Here is a 15,726-nt window from a genome sequence, read left to right as displayed (position 1 = left end):
TCTTTGCCGATGCCGCTGCCCTCGATGCCCAAGCCATTGCCGCTCCCGTCATTCCTGCCGTTCCCGCCAGGAATGCCGCCCGCCGCAGGCCGGGCCCGCGCGCAGGCGGAGGGCTGAGCATGGAGGCCGCCATCGCCGGGTTCAGCCTGGGGCTGTCCCTGATCCTCGCCATCGGCTCGCAGAATGCGTTCGTGCTGCGCCAGGGCCTGCGCAGCGAGCATGTGTTCTGGGTCTGCCTGACCTGCGCCGTATCGGATGCGGTGCTGATCCTGCTTGGCGTGTCCGGCTTCGCGGTGGCCATGCGCCACCTGCCGTGGCTGGGCGACGCCATGCGCTATGCGGGTGCAGTCTTCCTGTTCGTCTACGGCGCGCGCAGCCTGTGGACGGCGCTGCGTTCCTCGGCGGCGCTGGTACCCAGCGAGGCCGGGCCGCGCCCGCTGGGCGCGACGCTGGCGATCTGCCTTGCCTTCACCTGGCTCAATCCCCATGTGTACCTCGACACCGTCATGCTGATCGGCTCGGTGTCGACGCAGTTCCCGGGTGAGAACCGCGCCTTCGCCGCGGGCGCGATGAGCGCCTCGCTGGTGTTCTTCTTCGCGCTTGGCTACGGTGCGGGCGTGCTGCGCCCCGTGTTTGCGCGGCCGCGCGCCTGGCAGGTACTGGAAGTGGTGATCGGCGTCACCATGTGGGGCTTGGCGTTCAAGCTGCTGCGCGGCTGAGCGCGGCTGAGCGCGATTGAGCGCGGCTCAGGCCACGCGAGCATCGGCCGCCGCGTAGACCTGCACGGGGCCGCGCTGCGGTGCGCCGGCATGAATGCGCCCGTCGCGGACCTCCAGCACGTGGTCGCCCAGCACCTCGACGTCGGCGGGGTCGTGGGAGATCAGCACCATGGGCACGTCCAGGCTGGCTTGCAGCGCGCGCAGCTCGGCGCGCAGCGATGCACGCAGCGCCGGATCCAGCGCGGAGAAAGGCTCATCGAGGAGGATGATGTCGGGCCGCGCCACCAGCGCACGCGCCAGCGCCACCCGCTGCTTCTGTCCGCCTGAGATCTCCGCCGGAAAGTGGCTGACGATCTCGCGCAGGCCGAAGGCCTCGATCCACCGCTGGGCCTCGGGGTGTTGCGCCTTGCGGCTCGGATTGCGCCAGCCCTTGGCCAGGCCGAAGGCGATGTTCTGCCCGACCGTCAGGTGCGGAAAGAGCGCGTAGTCCTGGAACAGGTAGGCCACGCCCCGCTGTTGCGGCGGCACGTTGACGCCGGCGGCGGCATCGAACAGCACGCGCCCGCCCAGCGCGATACGGCCGCTGTCCGGCCTCAGCAGGCCGGCGATGGCACGCAGCGTCAGGCTCTTGCCCGCGCCCGAAGGGCCGAACAGCGCGATGCGCCGGCTGGCCGAGTCGAAGGCGATATCCAGCGCAAAGTGCCGCTCGGCCGAGACCATGCGCTTCTGGATGCTGACTTGCAGGCTCATGGCTGGTTCCTGGGTGGCTCAGCGGACAGGATTGCGCGCGCTGGCGGGTACCAGCCGGCCGGCCACCACCAGCAGCACCACGCAGGTGAGCGAGGTTACCAGCACCAGCAGGTTGGCGGTATTGTCGTCGCCGGCCTGTACCGCTTCGTAGATCGCCACCGACAGCGTCTGCGTGCGGCCGGGCAGGTTGCCGGCGATCATCAGCGTGGCGCCGAACTCGCCCAGCGCGCGGGCGAATGCCAGCAGTACACCGGCAGCGATGCCCCGCATCGCCATCGGCAGCGTGACACGGAAGAAGATGCCCGTTTCCGAGATGCCGAGCACGCGCGCGGCATTCTCCAGTTGATGGTCCACCCCCTCGAAAGCGGCGCGCGCGGACTTGAGCACCAACGGGAAGGCCACAATGGTGGAGGCCAGCACCGCGCCCTGCCAGGTGAACACCAGTTCGACGCCGGCGCCGGCCAGCCACTCACCGAACACGCCGCGCCGGCCCACCAGCACCAGCAGGTAATAGCCCAGCACAGTAGGCGGCAGCACCAGCGGCAGCGTCAGCAGCGCGTCGACCACGTCGCGCGCGCCCGAGCGCCAGCGCGCCAGCGCGAAGGCGGCGCCCACGCCGAGCACCGCGTTCAGCGCGGTGGCCCATCCCGCCACCTTGAGCGAGAGGGCGAGCGGCACCCAAACTGCGTCCATCATCAAGTCCGGTCGTTCGGCGACCCGTCAGTCGGGTCAGGGTTTGTGAAAGCCGTACTTGGCCAGCACCGCCTGGCCCGCCGGCGACAGCACATAGTCGACGAACGCTGCGGCTTGCGCCGGCTGCTTCGTCTGCGCGGTGACAGCGATCGGATAAGTGACCGGTGTGCGCGAGGGCACGCGCAGCGCCACCTTCACCTTGTCGGGCAGGATCGCGGCGTCGGTGGCGAAGACGAAGCCCGCCTCGACCTCGCCGCGCGCGACGTAGTCCAGGCTCTGGCGCACGTTCTGCGCCAGCACGCCCTTGGCCGAGACGGCGTCCCACAGGCCCGCGGCCTCCAGCGCCCCCTTGGTGTAGCGGCCCACCGGCACCGAGGCCGGATTGCCGAAGGCGACGCGCTTGACCTCCGGACGGGCCAGGTCCTGCAGCGTCTCCAGCTTCAGCTTGCTGTCGGCCGGCACGATCATCACCACGTGGTTGGCGGCGAAGTCGCGGCGCGTGCCGGCCTGCACCACGCGCTCGGCCTCGGCCTTGTCCATGGCGGTCTGGTCGGCCGAGGCGAACACATCGGCCGGCGCGCCCTTGATGATCTGCTGCATCAGCACATCGGAGGCCCCGAAGTTGAGCAGCACCTTGGTGTCCGGATGGGCGCGCTCATAGGACTCGGCCAGCGTCTTGAAGGCGTTGGTCAGGCTGGCCGCGGCCGAGACCACCAAGTCCGCGGCCTGCGCAGGCGCGGCGGCAACGGCGAGGGCGGACAGCGCCGCGACGCAGGCGGCGCGCAGCGGACGGCGGGCGGGGCGGGACAGGCGGATAGACATGTGTCGTTTCGGAGGGCTGGGCGAAGGGCAGGCCGCCGACAAGAAAAGCGGCGTCTCAGGCGCAATATATAGCCGTATATAACGTAGGTCAATGGTAAGGCTGGGGGCGGCGGGCGTCCATCCGGCGCGGCACAAGACCGGCATCACGCGGCGGCAATGAGGCAGGAAAAGAGCAGGAAAAAGGCTGACTCGCACATCCCCTCTGCCTGTCGCCTCGACATGACAAGCTGACCCCCCGCCGTCATGGTCATGTCATCGGATTGCAAAACGTCTGCCACAGGCGCTGCCCAGAATGCGGGGCTCCGAGCACAAAACAAAGAAGGGAGCTCTTAGATGTCCGATGTTCAGTACAAGTTCGTCCGCCTCGCGGTGCTGGCGGCGGCCGCGGCCACGCTCGCGGCCTGCGGCTCCGATGACAGCCCCGCCAACGCAGGCAACGGCGGCGGCAACGGCGGCAACGGGGGCGGCAGCCAGCCTGCCGTGGCCTCCGGCACCAAGGCCACGCTGGCCCTGCTGGAGACCACCGACCTGCACACCAATGTGCGCAGCTACGACTACTTCAAGCTGGCTGACGACAGCTCGCTCGGCTTTGAGCGGGTCTCCACACTGATCAAGCAGGCGCGCGCCGAGTTTCCCAATACCGTGCTGCTGGACAACGGCGACACCATCCAGGGCACCGCGCTGGCCGACTACCAGGCCCAGGTCAACCCGATCAAGTGCGGCGACACGCTGGCCATGTACAAGGTCATGAACGACGCCGGCTTCGACGGCGGCGGCATCGGCAACCATGAGTTCAACTACGGCCTGGCCTATCTGAACCAGGTCACCGGCAACAAGTTCAACGTCGAAGGCCTGCCCGATCCAGCCTCGCAGACCGCCTGCGCTGGCCCGAAATTCCCGCAGGTGCTGGCCAACGTCTACAGCGTCAAGACGCGCAAGCCGCTGTTCAATCCGTACACCATCATCACCAAGCAGGTCAGCGCCACCGGCCCGGATGGCAAGGCCGTCAACGTGCCGGTCAAGATCGGCATCATCGGCTTCGCGCCGCCGGCCATCATGAGCTGGGACAAGCGCTGGCTGGATGGCAAGGTGTACACCGTCGGCGTCAAGGAAGCGGCCGAGCAGTTCGTGCCCGAGATGCGCGCCAAGGGTGCCGACCTGGTGGTGGTGATCTCGCACGGCGGCCTCGATTCCTCGGCCTATGCGCCCGACATGGAGAACGGCAGCTGGCACCTGTCCAAGGTGGCCGGCGTCGATGCCATGCTGATCGGCCACTCGCACCAGATCTTCCCGGATGCCAACAGCACCGTGCCGCAGTTCAACCTGCCGGGCGTGGACAAGGTCAAGGGCACGGTCAACGGCGTGCCAACGGTGATGGCCAACTACTGGGGCAAGCACCTCGGCGTGATCAAGCTGCAGATGGCCCACAACGGCACGCGCTGGGTGGTGGACACCAGCGCCACCAAGGTCGAGGCACGTTCGACCCAGAATGCGGACAAGACCTATGTGGCCGCCGACGCCGCCGTCGCTGCCAAGGTGGAGGCCGAGCACCAGGCCACCATCACCTACGTGAAGACGCCGATCGGCACCACCGACTACCGCATGAACAGCTACTTCGCGGATGTCGGCGATCCGGGCGCGATCCAGATCGTCAACCAGGCGCAGGCCGCCTACGTGAAGGACTACATCGCCGCCAACCTGCCGGCGCTGGCCTCGCTGCCCGTGCTGTCGGTGTCCGCGCCGTTCAAGAGCGGCTTCGGCGGCGGCAACGACTACACCGACGTGCAGGCCGGCAACCTGGCCATCAACAATGCTGCCGACCTCTACCTGTACCCGAACACCGTCTACGCGGTGAAGGTCAACGGCGATGACGTCAAGGCCTGGCTGGAGACCGCCGCCAAGCGCTTCAACCAGATCAGCACCACCGCCACTGCCGACCAGCAGCTGATCAGCAGCTTCCCCGGCTATAACTTCGACATGTTCACCACGCCCGATCTGCAGTACGAGATCGACGTGACCCAGCCGGTGGGCAGCCGCATCAAGAACCTGACCTACAAGGGCGCGCCGTTGACGGCCAGCCAGCAGTTCATCGTGGCCACCAACAACTACCGCGCCAGCGGCGGCGGCAACTTCCCCGGACTGGACGGCAGCAAGACTGTCTACGCCTCGCCGGACGCCAACCGCGACGTGCTGATCTCCTACATCAAGAAGGCCGGTTCGATCACGCGTGCGACCAACGGCAGCGCCCGCAGCTGGCGCTTCACCAAGGTGACCACGGCCGGCAAGGTGGTGTTCAGCTCGGCACCGGGCCAGCTCGCGCAGGCGCAGGCCGCCGGCCTGGGCAATATCTCGCTGGACCAGGCCGATGACGGTTCGGGCAAGAACCTGTCGCGCTACGTGGTGGACCTCAGCAATGGCTGAGCGCAGCCTGCGCGCCGGCTTCGTGCCGGCAGGCGCCGCGCCGGGCTTGTCCCGGCGCGGTACCGGTTGGCGGCATCCGCTGATGGCCGCCGTGCTGGCGGCGGTGGCGGTTGCCGCCGCCGGCGTGGTCGGGGCCGAGGCCTGGCACCGCCACCAGGAGGCGCGGCAGGATGCACGGCGCGTGCAGCTCGCCGAGCTGCGCACGCTGGCCGGTCCGGCCGGCGACGCGCAGGCGCTGGCGGCCTTGCGCGACGCCGCCGGGCGCGGCGAGACCGCCGCGCAGACTACGCTGGGCGAGGCCCTATGGGACCGTGTGGACAGCGCCGACCCGTCCGCCCTTGCCGAAGGGCGCCGCTGGCTGCAGCAGGCGGCGGCCGCCGGTGATGTACGGGCGCACTTCCTGCTGGGCAAGGCGGCGCTGCTCGGCGTGCCGGCCGGTGCCGGCACGGACGCGGCGCAGGCCTGGTCGCACCTGCGCATTGCCGCCGACGCAGGAGATGCCGGCGCTGCCTACTACCTGGGGTTGCTGTACCGCGGCGGCTACGGCCGCGAGGCCGATCCCGCGCTGGCGGCGCGATGGTTCACGGTGGCGGCCAAGGGTGGCGTGGCGCACGCCATGTTCATGCTGGGCAATGCCTATCGCGAAGGCGCCGGCGTGCCGCGCGATCCCGCGCAAGCGCTGGCCTGGTACGAGGAAGCGGCCGAGCGCGAACATCCGGAATCGATCCAGGCGCTGGCCATGGCCTACCGCGATGGCGAGCTGGGGCTGGCGCGCGATGAACGCAGCTTCCGCTCCCACCTGGCCGAGGCCGCGCACGCGCTGCGGCATCCCGCGCTGGCGCCCTGAGCGGAGCGCGGAGGCATCCGCGGTGCCGGGCCTGCCGGCCCCGCGGCGCCACGTGAGTCTGGCCACCGCCATTCAAGCCGGCGGCGTGCCGTCCTTGAAGCAGGCCTTGAGCTGGCTGCGCAGTTCAGGCGTGTCCTGGTGCTGGTGGACCTGCACCGCATGCTGTACCGCGGCCTCCAGCAGTTCATCCTCGGTGTCGGCGCTGAGCGCGACGGTGCACTTGGATTCGCTGGGAAACTCGCGGCAGTCGATGTACTTGCGTCCCATGGTTGCCTCCTGGCGCGCATGGTTTGTCGGGACGGGGCCGGGCGGCCCCGGCGCGGAGGCCGGCTGCGCGGCATCCGCGGATTCGGCTCCTCCTGCAAGACTGGCGTTGGATGCGCGCCGGCCCTGGCGGCCGGCGGCTAATCCAGTATAGGGCGGGGCGTGGGCCCGCGTGCCGCTCAGGCGACCGGCGTCACCAGCTTGCCGGTGGCCAGGAATGCGGCCAGGTTTTCCAGCACCAGAGCCGACATGGCGGCGCGTGTCTCATGCGTGCCGCTGGCCATGTGCGGAGCCAGCACCACATTGTGGAGGCCCAGCAGGGCCTCCGGAACACGGGGTTCGTCGCGGAACACGTCGAGCCCCGCGCCGCCGAGCCGGCCCGCGCGCAGCGCGTCCACCAGCGCGGCTTCATCCACCACGCTGCCGCGCGCGACATTGACGAGGATGCCCTTGGGGCCCAGCGCCTCGATCACCGCGCGCGACACCAATCCCTCCGTCTGCGGGCCGCCCACGCAGGTGACGGCCAGGAAATCCGCCCACTCCGCCAGCGCCAGCAGGTCTGGCTCGAAGCGCCACGGCGCGCCGGCGCGCGGGCTGCGGTTGTGGTACGCGATCTCCATGTCGAAGCCGGCGCCGCGCTGCGCCACCTTCTCGCCGATGCGGCCCAGGCCGAGGATGCCCAGCTTCTTGCCGGACACGCGCCTGGTCAGCGGGAAGGCACCCTGCAGCCAGTTGCCGGCGCGCACGAACCGGTCGCCGTGAGCGATGCCGCGCGCCGTGTCCAGCAGCAGGCCGAAAGCCAGGTCCGCCACGCAGTCGTTGAGCACATCGGGCGTATTGCTGACCACGATGCCACGTGCACGCGCCGCATCCACCGCGATGGTGTCGTAGCCCACGCCGAAGCTGACGATGGCTTCCAGCCGCGGCAGCGCCGCGATCAGCTCGGCGCCGCAGCCGTGGCGCGCCGAGGTCACCACCACACGCACCGCCTGGCCGTGCTCGCGCAGCCATGCCTGGGCGTCGGCCTGCTGCCACAACGCGGTGGCGTGATGTTTCTGCTGCAGTTGTTCGTTGAGTTGCGGCGCCAGCGGGCCGACCTGGAGGATGGCGTTGTTGGACATGGGAGATCAGCGAAAGAAGTGGATGCCGGGGTGGAACCAGCGGATGGCCGCCACCCGGTGACGGCCGCGCTGCGGCAGGAAATGGTAGCGCAGATGCCTGCCGCGCGCAGGCGGCCTAGCGCCGCCAGTGCGGCACGAACTGGTCATCGAGGGCCCAATGCGGCTGGCCTGGGACGAGATGGACGCCACCGACCCAGCGTTCGGCACCAGCGTGGTCGAGCCAGTAGGCTTTGCCTTCGAGCACCTGGCGCCCGAGCGCGGTCAGCTCCAGCGGCCGGCGCGGCCAGTCGGGCTGGGTATCGGTCTCCCGTATCAGCGGCTTCGGCGCATCGATCAGTGCGCGCGCCAGCGCGTGGAACATCCCGTCGCCCAGGAAGGGCAGCGGCTCGCGGCGCTGCGTCAGTTCGGCAAAGACCTGGCCCAAGGTGGGCTGCTCCAGTTCGCTGGTGATCTGCAGCAGCAGACGCTCGCTCAGGGACAGGCCGTCGCGCAGGGAAGGCAGTTCCTGCAACTGGCGGCGCAACGCCGGTGCCAGGAAGGGCAGCGCGCGGGTTTCGCTGAAGGCAAGCGCGGCCCAGGCCTGCGGCGAGGCGGCACGATAGGCCTGCCACGCCTCGCGCGCGAGTGCCAGCGCATCCGCCCCCAGGCGTCGCCGCTGCGGCCACAGCCAGGCGAGCACCTCGGGCGCGAACTGGCCGATGCCGACGAAGCGTTCGACGCCCGGCACACCGCCGACCTCGATCAGCTCCAGGACCTCGGGCGGTGTCTCCAGCCGTGCCAGCACGGCGATCAGGAAGAGCTGGTCGTAGGCATCGGCATCGCACCAGAGCACAGCGCGCGCAGCCTGGGACAGCCGGGCCAGGTCCCCGTACTCGCCCTGCATGCGGGCGCGGGCGTCGCCGAGCGCAATGTCGAAGGTCCTGCTGACGAAGCGGCTGCGCACCTCGATGAACTCCGCCTCGGGCAGGTCCGGCACCGGTCCCATGCACAGCGGGTCCGCGAACATGTGGAACTCGCCCCGGAAGCCGGCGAGGCGCAGGCTGTGCGCGATGTCGTTGCCGCAGCGCCAGTGCCGGGTGCTGGCTTCGTCGTCGGCGGTAAAGCGGGGGTGGCAGGCGGCGAAGTCGACGGCATCGACATGCGCCTTGAGTTTCGGCCAACTCGCGAAGCCAAGCTCGCGCGCGATCAGCCACTGTGCGTCCGCCAGCCGGGGCGTGCCGGAGAAGGTGGTCTGGCGCTCGAGGATGGCGCGCTCCGCAGGGGCGGAACCGTCTTTCAGTCGCGCCAGCAATTCCTTGCTGCGCTTGCGTTGCTGCTCGAGGTTGATATGGCCGTGACGGGCCGAGGGGCGGGAATTGCCGGGCATACGATCTCCTGCGTCGGCCGTGTCCGCTGCTTGGCCGGGAGTCGCATGTGAATGCGCGGTGATCTGAAACCTGGGCGCAGCCCTTTCCGCGGACGGGAGGCGTGGAAGAACGCCATGCGGCATTCTACATGGATGGTGGGTGCTGGGTGAATGCGCGGGCCTGCCGTGTGCGTTCTCTTCTTTTTCGCGCGCGGGGGAGCGCTGGCGACGCGCTGGACAGCACCGATGGCTTCGTCGCGGCCTCGTCATGCTGGATCACACCGACGGCTTCGTTGTGCGTGGCGCCTTGCTAGACCACCCCTCTCCCCAACCCTCTCCCCATGAGGGGAGAGGGAGCCAAGACACTATGTTTGGCGATTGGTGTTGGCGCATCCTGTTGGCTTCGGCTTCGGCTTCGGCTTCGGCTTCGGCTTCGGCTTCGGCTTCGGCTTCGGCTTCGGCTTCGGCTTCGGCTTCGGCTGGCACGCTGGGTTTCGCCGCCACGCCGGTTTGCTCCCCTCTCCCGCTTGCGGGAGAGGGGCCGGGGGAGAGGGCAGGCCTGTGCAGGCGCGATGCCACGCACCACGCGCGAAAGCACGCAGGCGTCGGCGTGTTGTGCCTGCCAACGCCGTCACCCGGCATGGAAGCACCAGCCTGCCCGCCATCTTCCCCCTCAGTCCAACCGCTCCACCTCCGGCATATCAAAGCTGCGGTCCAACAGCGCGCGCCGCGGCTGGTAGAAGCGCAGCGCCAGGGAGAAGCGCCCGGCCGGCGCCGGCAGCCAGTTGGCGCGTTCTTCGGCGCTGTCCGGCGCGTTCTGCTGCAGCCAGATGTCGAAGGCGCCGTCGGCACGGCGCACCAGGCCGGGCGTGCGGTCGCCGAGCGCATAGCGTTGCAGCGAATTGTCGGTGAAGAAGCGCCGGCCGTCGGGAGCGAACTCGTACATCGTCAGCGACCAGAAGGCATCCACCTGCATGTCGGCGGGGATCGCCAGCCGGTAGCGGTGCGCGCCGTCGAGCGGCTCGCCCTTGCCATCGGTCAGTGCCGTGAAATAGATGGCTTCCTCGCGCTCCAGCGCGCCCAGGCCCACTAGCGAGACGAAGGCGCGATAGGCGTAGTCGTTGCCGAAGTTGCCGAGGTGGTCTACGCCCGCGGACCAGCTGCCGCCGCGGCCGCTGCGGTAGGACGTGCCCGGCGGGGCCTTGCGCAGGTCATGCAGGTTGGCGGCGTGCGTCTCCGTCCAGGCCTGGCGCACGGCGGGGTCCAGCGCCTGCCAGGCGCCGCGCACGCCGGGGCGCAGGCCGAGGTCGGCGTAGCTGGCCACCAGCGCCTGTTCGTGCGCGGGCACGGGGTTGCGGCCCATCACCTCGTTGACCAGCTCCAGGTAGCGCTCGGGCGAACGCTCGTCGGGCTGCGTCTGCAGCAGCCTGGGCGCGCTGCCGGCGTCCAGCGGGGCGAGGCACATCGCATCCTGCAGCGCGTGCACGGTGGGCAGGTCGTCTTCGCCGTCGACCAGCACGCGGCCCAGCATCCAGATGTCATGGCTCGGCAAGCGCAGCAGCCGGGTGCCGGCGGGGGCCTCGCCCTGCCAGCCGGGCCCGGCCAGCAGGAAGGTGACGGCCGCCGTGCCGGTGGTGCGCCGGCCGATGCAGGCGGCGTTGTTGGTGAAGATGTCGAGGAAGGCGAAGCTGTAGTAGCGGTCGTGCATCTCGGGCAGCGACAGCAGCAGCGGCCCGCCGGACAGGTCCAGCCAGGCGATCGAGTACAGCGTGTCGTTGTTGGGCATGGTGACCGTGCGTGCCCGGTGGTTCAGCAGCCTGCGATTGTGGTGCAGCACATTGGGCGGCGCGCCGCGCTGCGTGTGGTTGTCCGGATTCTGCGTGAATTGCCAGCGCGTCTGGGCCACGTCGTGGACGGGGAAGCTGTAGACCAGCGCATCGCGGATGCGTGCGTGCAGGGTGGAGTTGTCGCTCATGGGTACACCTCGTGTCGGGTAATGGAGTGGAGCGGTGAAGGATGCAAAATCACTCGGGCTTGACGTTGGCCGTGCGGATCACGTCGCCCCACATGCGCACGTCGGCGCGCACGGTGTCGGCGAACTGCTGGGGTGTCTTGAGCGGCGGCGTGCCCATGTTGTAGCTGAGGAAGCGTTCGCGCAGCGCCGGCGAGGACATGGCCTGGTTGATCTCGGCATTCAGGCGCTGCACGATGGGCGCCGGCGTGCCGGCCGGCGCGAACAGCCCGTACCAGCTATCAGCGTGGAAGGGATAGCCCTGCTCGGTCATGGTGGGTAGGGTCGGCAGCGCCGGCGCACGCCGCGTGCCGCTCACCGCGATGGGGCGCAGCTTGCCGGCCTGGATCATCGGCAGCGGCGAGCTGGTGTCGACAAAGGCGATGCGGATCACGCCGCCCTGCAAGTCGGTGAGAATCTGCGACACGGTCTTGTAGGGCACGTGGCGCAGCTTCATGCCGGACTGGGCCTTCAGGGCTTCCATGGTCAGGTGGCCGCCCGAGCCCACGCCCCAGGACGCATAGTCGAGGCCATCGGGCTGGCCGCGCACGTAGGCGACCAGTTCCTTGATGTCATGCACGGGCAGGTTCGGCGATACCACCAGCAGGTTGCCGCCCGAGCCGACCTGCGCCACCGGGGTCAGGTCCTTGAGCGCGTCATAGGGCATCGTCGGCTGCAAGGTGGCGTTGATCACCACCGAGGCGGCGTAGGTGAACAGCAGGGTGTAGCCGTCCGGCTTGGCCTTGGCGACTGCGGTGTTGCCGATGATCCCGGTGGCGCCGGGTTTGTTGTCGACCACCAGCGGCTGCTTGAGCACCTTGCCCAGGTGCTCGGCGAACAGGCGCGCGAAGATGTCGGTGCCGCTGCCGGCGCCGGAGGCCACCACCAGGCGGATCGGGCGCGTGGGCCAGGCTTCGTCGGCGGCGGCGCTGCCGCTGCAAAGCACCGCAGCCAGCGTGAGCGCCGCGCTGGCGGCAAGCAGGGTGCGGCGGCCGCGGCGCGCGGGGTGCATTGGTTCGGGTCGGGCGTGCATGCTTGTCTCCTCTGGAATGGACGTGCCGGCTGTATCGCCGGCTGCGTGGTAGGGGGCCGGGGACGGCGGATCGCCCCGGCGCGGCGGTCCCAGCGGGACCGTGCCGTGCCGATCCGCCTGTGCGTGCTCAGGCGGGCGGCGCCGTGCCGGTCACCACCGCGTCGAGCGCGAGCACGCCCTGGCCCTGCGGATAGACCACCAGCGGATTGACGTCGATCGACGCTAGCGAGCCGTCCGCCGCCGCGGCCAGGCGCGACAGCGCGGAGATGGTGTCGGCCAGCGCATCGAGGTCGGCCGGCGGCTGGCCGCGGTAACCATGCAGCAGCGGCGCCGCCCGCAGAGAGTCGATCATCGCGCGCGCGCCGGCGCGGTCCACCGGCGCCAGGCGGAAGCTGACGTCCTTGAATACTTCCACGTTGACGCCGCCGAGCCCGAACATCACCACCGGCCCGAGCACCGGGTCACGGTGCGCGCCGAGGATGCATTCGACGCCGCCGCGCGCGGCCATGCGCGCCACCAGGAAGCCCTCGCGCGCGGCCTGCGGCGCGTGGCGCGCTAGGTTCTCCTGCAGCCGCGCGCAGGCGGCGCGCACGGCCTCGTCGTCGGCCAGCGCCAGCGCCACGCCGCCGATGTCGCTCTTGTGCAGGACGTCGCGCGACAGCACCTTGAGCACCACCGGATAGCCCAGCGCCTGCGCCGCGGCCACGGCGGCGTCGGCATCGCCCGCTACGCGGGAGGGCGCGCAGGGGATGTCGTGCGCGCGCAGCAGCGCCATCGAGTCGGCCTCGTTGAGTGTGCCGGGTGGCAGGGCCAGTGCTGGCAAGGCATCGTCGGCTGCGGGGGCGGCCGGAATGTCGCCGTCCAGCACGCGGCGGAAATGGTTGAGCGCGGCCACCACGCGCACCGCGCGGCCGGGCTCCTCGAAGCTGGGGCAGCCCAGCGCATCCAGTTCGGCGCGCAGCGGCGCATGGGACAAGGTACTGAAGACGATCAGCCGGTCCGGCCAGGCCGCGCGCAGCGCAGCTGCAATCCGGGTCTGCACCGGCGCCATCGACGGCGCCAGGCCGCCGGCGGCGAGAAAGACCAGCAAGCTGCCGTAGCCGCCATCGCGCAGCATCACCTGCGCGGTGTCGTCGAGCAGGCTGGGATCGGACGTGACCTGGCCGGTCACGTCGACCGGGTTGCGCGGCGCCGCGAAGGGCACGCGCTCGGTCAGCCAGCGCTGCGCCGCCTCGGGCATGGGCGCCACGTCCAGGCCGGCATCGGCGGCATCGTCCGCCATCAGCGCGCCCACGCCACCGGAGACGGTCAGCAGGCCGAGCTTGTCGTTGGGCGGCAGCCGGCCCACGGAGAGCGCGTAGCCGATGCTGAAGAATTCCTCGATGCTGTGCGCGCGCCACACGCCGTACTGGCGGAACAAGGCATCGTAGACAGCGTCGTCGCCCGCCAGCGAGGCCGTGTGCGAGGCCGCGGCAGCGGCGCCCAGGCTGGTCCGCCCCACCTTCACCGCCACCACCGGCTTGCCATGCGCGCGCGCCAGCGCCAGCGCCGCCTTGAGCCGCTCGCCATCGCGGCAGCCTTCGAGATAGGCCAGGATCACGCGCGTGGCCGGGTCGGTGGCCAGCCATGCTATGCAGTCGGCCACCTGGATGTCGGCCTCGTTGCCGGTGGTGGCCCACCACGACAGCCCCAGGCCGCGCTCGCGCGCCAGTGCATAGGCATAGGCGCCGAAGGCGCCGCTCTGGCTGACGATGGCGATGCCGCCGGCGCGCGCCTTGCCGGCGCCCACCACCGGCGAGAAGGTGGCGTAGACGTCCTGGGCCACGTTCATAAAGCCCAGGCAGTTCGGCCCGAGCAGGCGGATGCCGGCCGCGCGCGCCTTGTCGGCCAGCCGCTGCTGCATGGCCGCGCCGCCGGCGCCCACCTCGGCATAGCCGGCGGAGAACAGCACGATATTGCGAACGTCCGCGGCGATGGCGTCGTCCAGTGCGCCGTCCACCTGGGCGGACGGCACGGCGAAGACGGCCAGGTCGATGGGCGCGTCCACCGCGCCCAGCGCGGGCCAGGTGGGCACGCCCTGCACTTCGGCGCGGGCGGGGTTGATGGGGTAGACCTTGCCCTGGTAGCCGCATTCGAGCTGGTAGCGCAGCGGGATCGCGCCGATCTTGCCGGGCGTGGCCGAGGCGCCGACGATGGCGATGCTGCGCGGCGAGAAGAAGCTGTCGAGGGAGGCAGGGGTGGTGTTGTCGGTCATCGGGTGTCGGCGGGGGGCGGCGCCGTTTCGGGTCAGGAAGCAGGGAAGCAGGGAGGCAGCGGGCCGGGCACGCGCAGGCGCACCCGCTCCACAGCGGCGGCCGCTCAGCGCATGCCGAAAGCGGCGGCGCTGCCGTCTTCGATGCGGTCGGCGCAGCCCAGGTAGATGCTGCGCGACACATAGCTGCGCACCTGGGCGGCGCGTTCGCGCAGCCAGGCAGCCTTGAGGCGGCGCGCCTGCGCCAGCTCCGGAGAGTCGCCGGGCGCGGTGGCCAGCGCGTCGATCACATGCAGCGCGAGCTGGTGCTTGCCGCGCGCGGCGAGCGCCTCGGCATGGCGGATCAGCGCGGCCTTGTCCGTGATGGCGGCGGCCAGCGCCGCAGCGGCGGCATCGGGCGGCGCCGGGTGCAGGCTGGTCGGGTTGCGGTCCCACCAGCCGTTTTCCGAACGGTAGATGTCGCGCACGATATAGGAGGGATCGCCGTAGGTCGGGCGCATCCAGGGCACGTCGAACCATTCGGGCGGGAAGGTGATCTCGGCCAGCAGCTCGCGTTCGCCGCGGCCCTCGTTCATCAGGCGCAGCACCTCGGCGTGCAGCCAGCGCAGCGCGCCGGCGGTATGACCCAGCACGCGCTGCACCTCGTCCTCGCCCTCGATCAGCGGGCCGAACTCGCGCACGACCTTGAGCGGGCGCAGGTCCGCCAGCCGTTCCAGCGTGCCGGCCCAGCGCAGCGTGTCGCGCATGGTGCGGAAGGGCGTGCCGATATTGGGAATGGAGTCGATCACCGCCGCACTGCCGTAGAGCACACGCGCAGCTGGTACCCAGAGCGCGGTCACGTCATCGGTCTCGGACGGCGCCCACAGCAGGTGGACGCGGCGCGCGCCGCTGCCGAGCACGAGCTGCTCGGCATAGGTCTGGTCGGGATCGTGCAGGCGCAGCATGCCGGCGGTCTGGTCCGGATTGCGGCGGAACTGCAGGGCATTGATGCGGTTCTGCAGGCCCTCGGTCTTGCGGTAGCGCGCGTAGCGGGCAGGCACGTTGGCATGGGCGATAAGACGCGGCCGCGCATGGCCGCGCTGTGCGGCATCTTCCAGCCACAGCGGCACGCCCGCGTTGTAGCCCACGTGGCCGTGGCTGTAGCACAGCGCCACCACCGGCCGCGTGCTGACCTCGCGCAGGTGCTCGATCATGCCCGCCGTGACGCGGCCGCCCGGGCCGGCGTCCACCACCACCAGCCCCTCGTCGATCTCGGCCACGAAGCTCTGTCCCTGGCCCCGCAGCAGCCAGACGCCGTCCGCTACCACCTCGATGCCGCTGCCGCTCTCCAGCGGAGTGCGTTCCTTGGCTGCCTTGCGCCCGCCTTCATTGCGTCCGTCTGCCATCTCTCCTGCCATCCTTTGTCTCCTGATTTTTAATACATTAGATTAAGCATTGGGATTAATTTAA

The 15,726-nt window shown here is 70.2% G+C and carries 13 protein-coding genes; 3 read left to right on the top strand and 10 right to left on the bottom strand.

The features are described from left to right. The first annotated feature begins 119 nt into the window (after positions 1-119). Positions 120-719 carry a LysE/ArgO family amino acid transporter gene (locus AC1Z3O_RS14650; RefSeq protein WP_483516428.1) on the top strand — a complete coding sequence of 200 codons (600 nt, stop codon included), beginning with the start codon at positions 120-122 and terminating at the stop codon, positions 717-719. 27 nt (positions 720-746) lie between these two features. On the opposite strand, the gene AC1Z3O_RS14645 is transcribed toward AC1Z3O_RS14650, so the two are convergent. The 3 genes from AC1Z3O_RS14645 to modA are packed head-to-tail and all read right to left on the bottom strand — an operon-like array spanning position 747 to position 2,984. Then, entirely contained in the window at positions 747-1,469 is a 723-nt protein-coding gene (locus AC1Z3O_RS14645; protein ID WP_483516427.1) for a sulfate/molybdate ABC transporter ATP-binding protein, read from the bottom strand. A gap of 18 nt (positions 1,470-1,487) precedes the next feature. Further along, positions 1,488-2,162 (bottom strand): molybdate ABC transporter permease subunit, encoded by a 675-nt coding sequence (modB, locus tag AC1Z3O_RS14640; protein WP_483517610.1) that lies wholly within the window; start codon positions 2,160-2,162, stop codon positions 1,488-1,490. 36 nt (positions 2,163-2,198) lie between these two features. Then, a complete protein-coding gene (gene modA, locus AC1Z3O_RS14635; RefSeq protein ID WP_483516426.1) occupies positions 2,199-2,984 on the bottom strand; it encodes a molybdate ABC transporter substrate-binding protein in 786 nt (261 codons plus the stop codon). Between the two features lie 333 nt (positions 2,985-3,317). Between modA and AC1Z3O_RS14630 the strand changes: the two genes are divergently transcribed. Both AC1Z3O_RS14630 and AC1Z3O_RS14625 read left to right on the top strand, forming a co-directional pair. Beyond that, positions 3,318-5,405 carry a bifunctional 2',3'-cyclic-nucleotide 2'-phosphodiesterase/3'-nucleotidase gene (locus AC1Z3O_RS14630; protein WP_483516425.1) on the top strand — a complete coding sequence of 696 codons (2,088 nt, stop codon included), beginning with the start codon at positions 3,318-3,320 and terminating at the stop codon, positions 5,403-5,405. Beyond that, positions 5,398-6,252, top strand: a complete 855-nt coding sequence (locus AC1Z3O_RS14625; RefSeq protein ID WP_483516424.1) for a tetratricopeptide repeat protein — start codon at positions 5,398-5,400, stop codon at positions 6,250-6,252. Before AC1Z3O_RS14630 ends, AC1Z3O_RS14625 begins: the two co-directional genes overlap by 8 nt. A 72-nt stretch (positions 6,253-6,324) precedes the next feature. Here the strand turns inward: AC1Z3O_RS14625 and AC1Z3O_RS14620 are convergent, their stop codons facing one another. The 7 genes from AC1Z3O_RS14620 to AC1Z3O_RS14590 form a co-directional block, all read right to left on the bottom strand. Beyond that, positions 6,325-6,519: a DUF1059 domain-containing protein gene (locus AC1Z3O_RS14620; protein WP_483516423.1), complete on the bottom strand. Its 195-nt coding sequence runs from the start codon at positions 6,517-6,519 to the stop codon at positions 6,325-6,327. A 176-nt stretch (positions 6,520-6,695) separates the two neighbouring features. Next, complete coding sequence (locus tag AC1Z3O_RS14615; protein WP_483516422.1) at positions 6,696-7,637, bottom strand: 2-hydroxyacid dehydrogenase; 942 nt, start codon at positions 7,635-7,637, stop codon at positions 6,696-6,698. A 115-nt stretch (positions 7,638-7,752) separates the two neighbouring features. Next, positions 7,753-9,003: a DUF1835 domain-containing protein gene (locus tag AC1Z3O_RS14610; RefSeq protein ID WP_483516421.1), complete on the bottom strand. Its 1,251-nt coding sequence runs from the start codon at positions 9,001-9,003 to the stop codon at positions 7,753-7,755. 652 nt (positions 9,004-9,655) lie between these two features. Continuing rightward, positions 9,656-10,957: a DUF1254 domain-containing protein gene (locus AC1Z3O_RS14605; protein ID WP_483516420.1), complete on the bottom strand. Its 1,302-nt coding sequence runs from the start codon at positions 10,955-10,957 to the stop codon at positions 9,656-9,658. Between the two features lie 49 nt (positions 10,958-11,006). Then, positions 11,007-12,026 (bottom strand): Bug family tripartite tricarboxylate transporter substrate binding protein, encoded by a 1,020-nt coding sequence (locus tag AC1Z3O_RS14600; protein WP_483516419.1) that lies wholly within the window; start codon positions 12,024-12,026, stop codon positions 11,007-11,009. Between the two features lie 127 nt (positions 12,027-12,153). Then, positions 12,154-14,280, bottom strand: a complete 2,127-nt coding sequence (locus AC1Z3O_RS14595; protein ID WP_483516418.1) for an acetate--CoA ligase family protein — start codon at positions 14,278-14,280, stop codon at positions 12,154-12,156. A gap of 104 nt (positions 14,281-14,384) precedes the next feature. Then, entirely contained in the window at positions 14,385-15,662 is a 1,278-nt protein-coding gene (locus AC1Z3O_RS14590) for an alkyl sulfatase dimerization domain-containing protein (RefSeq protein WP_483517609.1), read from the bottom strand. Positions 15,663-15,726: the final 64 nt, after the last annotated feature.

It is taken from the genome of Cupriavidus sp. 09_S30, from assembly GCF_056930435.1.
This window is presented reverse-complemented; position numbering and strand designations above follow the sequence as displayed.